The organism is Actinotalea ferrariae (assembly GCF_019733465.1).
GTDB classification, from domain to species: Bacteria; Actinomycetota; Actinomycetes; order Actinomycetales; family Cellulomonadaceae; genus Actinotalea; species Actinotalea ferrariae_A.
In genome coordinates this window covers 1-2,810 of record NZ_JACVQL010000287.1, presented here as the reverse complement: position 1 = coordinate 2,810, position 2,810 = coordinate 1, and the positions used below count along the sequence as shown (strand labels likewise).

Genomic DNA, 2,810 nt, shown 5'->3' with positions numbered 1-2,810 from the left:
GTCGACGGCCTCGCCTCCACGCTCGCCGCGGCGGAGCGCGCGTTCGAGGCCGCGGCGCGGACCGCGGGTGCCGCGGTCGACGAGCCGCGCTGCTGGGCCGCGGCCCGCGAGGCGACCCGGGCCGGCGCGACGGTCCTCATCAGCGACGGGCGCGTGCTGTGCGGTCCGGTGCTGCTCATGGAGTCGGGTCCCGACGAGATCTGGGCGGGCTACCCGGTGTCGTTCTCCGCCGGGGACACGATCGTCGAGGCGCGCATGGGCGACCCGAGCATCGGGGACCTCACGGGCACGCAGGCGCTCGCGGCAGGGCTCGTGCTGCACCGGCCCGACGGCGCCGAGGCACCCGCGGACGCCGGCGACCTCGAGCCGCCGGACGCGGACCCGGTCGCGAGCGGGACGGCGCTCATCCTCGAGGCGCTGCCCGAGGACCTCGAGCTCGCCGAGCCCGACGACGGCCGGCTCATCACGCCCGCCGTCAACCTGCGCATCACGGGCCTCGGCCGGGTCGACGAGGTCGGATCCGGCGCCGGCGCGATCGTCGCCCCGCCGGGCGAGGAGCTCGTCGTCGCGACCTTCGCCGTGACCCGGCCCGACGACGCGCCGAGCGTGGACGGGACCGCCACGGTCGTCGCGGGTGGCGCGCGCATCGCCGTCGACGGCTGGAGCGACCTGCGCGACGGCGGCAGCCTCGTGGTCTCGGTGCCCGAGAGCGCCGGGGACGTGCAGCTCGACGTGCTCTTCGAGGAGCGCTCGCAGCGGATCTCGCTCGTCACCGGTGACCGCGAGCCCGGCGCACCGGCGGCGCTGTACCGGGGCACGACGTCGACCGGCGTCGGCGCGCCGTTCTCGGTCGCGGTCGCGCTGCCTGCGGGCGCGCCGGTCGAGGCGAGCGGCGCCGTCGCGGAGCTGACGCTCGGCGCGTGGGACCCCGGCGCCGGCTGGGCCGCCGCGGGCCGGGCGTACCTGCGCGTGAGCATCGACGACTGGCAGCTCGTCGAGCCGTGCTGCGACGTGCCGGACCTCGAGGCCACGCCGCGCTGGGTGCTCGTGCTGCCCGACGGCAGCGAGGTGGCCTCGACCGGCGAGCCGCCATCGTCGCAGGAGGCGGACCTGGTCTTCGTCGTCCCCGAGGACGTCACGACCGCGACCCTGCGGCTCGAGGTCGCGGCCGACCACACGGCCGGTGGCGGCGCAGCGCGGGCGACCGGCGAGACCACCGTCGAGCTGGAGATGCCCGCATGAGCGACCAGGACGTCCGCGACCCCGACGCGCCCCATCCCGGCGCCGCTCGCCCCGATGCCGCTCGCTCCGGGGCATCTGCGCCCGGCCTGCGCGGCCGGGTCGGCGCGCTCGCGGGCGGTGCGGTGTTCCTCGCGAGCGGCGCGTCGCTCGTCGTCTACATCCTCACGGGCGCGCCGCTGGCGCTCGTGCTCGGGCTGCTCATCGTGCTCGGTGCGGTCGTGGTGGCGCTCACGGTGTGGGGCGACGCCGAGCGCCGTCGCCGGTGGCTCGTCCGCGTGCGGATCGGCATCCCGGTCGGCCTCGTCGCGACCGTCTGCTACGACCTCAGCCGCTGGGTGCTCGTCGAGGTCGCCAGCTTCTCGGCGTCGCCGTTCGTCGCCTTCCCGCTGTTCGGCCAGGCGCTCGTCGGCGATGGCGGCTCCGGCCCGCTGACCGCCCTCGGCATCGGCTTCCACCTGCTCAACGGCATCGCGTTCGGCGTGGCCTACACCGTGTGGTTCGGCCACCGGCCCTTCTGGGTCGGCATCCTCTTCGCGCTCGGGCTCGAGGCGTTCATGCTCGCGATCTACCCGGGCTGGCTCGACCTGCGCACGCTCGCCGAGTTCACGCAGATGTCGATGCTCGGGCACGTCGCGTACGGCACGGCGCTCGGGCTGCTCGCGCGGGGCCTCCTCACGCGGCACGAGCGACGCACGGGCGAGCGCGCATGAACGACGTCGTCCGCTGGGCCGACGCGCAGTGGATCACGCTCCCGCGCCGGCTGATCCTGCGCCGACCCGGTCTGCGCGGGCTCGCGGGGGACGGCCACGTCGTCGTCACCGTGCCGGTGCTCGCCGCCGTGCTGCCCGGGCTGTGCCTCGTGCTCGGCCTGCTCACCGGCCTGCTGCGTCTCGGGTACGACGACGTCTACACGGAGTCCGTCGTGCTCCTCGCGCTGCTCGTGGGCATCGGGTTCTTCTCGAGCCAGCTCGGCGTGCTCGCCGTGGTCGGGTTCTGCGTCGGCGACTTCCTCTCGGGCAGCGGGTACGAGGGCTCGCCGTTCGCGTCGTCGTTCTGGTTCTCCGGGCCGCTCGGGACGGGACCGCTCGCGACCGTCGTGCACAGCTGGCTGCCGCTGCTCATCACCTACCTGCTGCTCGCGGCCGGGGTGGTGCTGCTGCCGCGTGCCGCGCGCGCCGTCGTGCTCACGGTCGGACGCGGCCGGACGATGCCGCCCGCGCTGGCCTGGGGGCTGGTCAGCGGGCTCGTCACGGTCATCGCGTGGCTCGGGACGGACGCGTGGGTCGCCGCGGCGCCGACGCTCATCCGGCCCGTCTTCACGTGGGCGAGCGACGGTGGCGTTCCCACGGTCGAGGCGGTCGCGACGCTCCAGGAGACGGGCGGCGTCGTCGTCGCCGCGGCCGTGGTCGCGACGGTGCTGCGTCAGCTGTGGATCGGCGCGGCCATGCTGCCCGGGTCGGTGCGCGACCGCCTGCACGCGGCGGAGGACGGCGCGGGCGGCGAGGCGCCCGTCGCGGCCGGTTCTCCCGAGGCGGCTGGCGCTGCCGGGGCGGCCGGCGGCACGACGT

At 76.2% G+C, this 2,810-nt stretch carries 3 protein-coding genes; all 3 read left to right on the top strand.

Features of this window, described 5'->3' with window-relative positions:
* A partial coding sequence (locus ICW40_RS18005; RefSeq protein WP_221655378.1) for a hypothetical protein occupies positions 1-1,242 on the top strand: 1,242 nt, incomplete at its 5' end.
* Positions 1,239-1,952, top strand: a complete 714-nt coding sequence (locus ICW40_RS18000) for a hypothetical protein (protein ID WP_221655377.1) — start codon at positions 1,239-1,241, stop codon at positions 1,950-1,952. The genes ICW40_RS18005 and ICW40_RS18000, both read left to right, overlap by 4 nt.
* Positions 1,949-2,810, top strand: an 862-nt coding sequence (locus ICW40_RS17995) for a hypothetical protein (protein ID WP_221655376.1), incomplete at its 3' end; no start/stop codon positions are given. The genes ICW40_RS18000 and ICW40_RS17995, both read left to right, overlap by 4 nt.

Bases quoted from the DNA above. Each gene is read 5' to 3' on its own strand.
- ICW40_RS18000 (WP_221655377.1), top strand. From the start codon at position 1,239: ATGAGCGACCAGGACGTCCGCGACCCCGACGCGCCCCATCCCGGCGCC.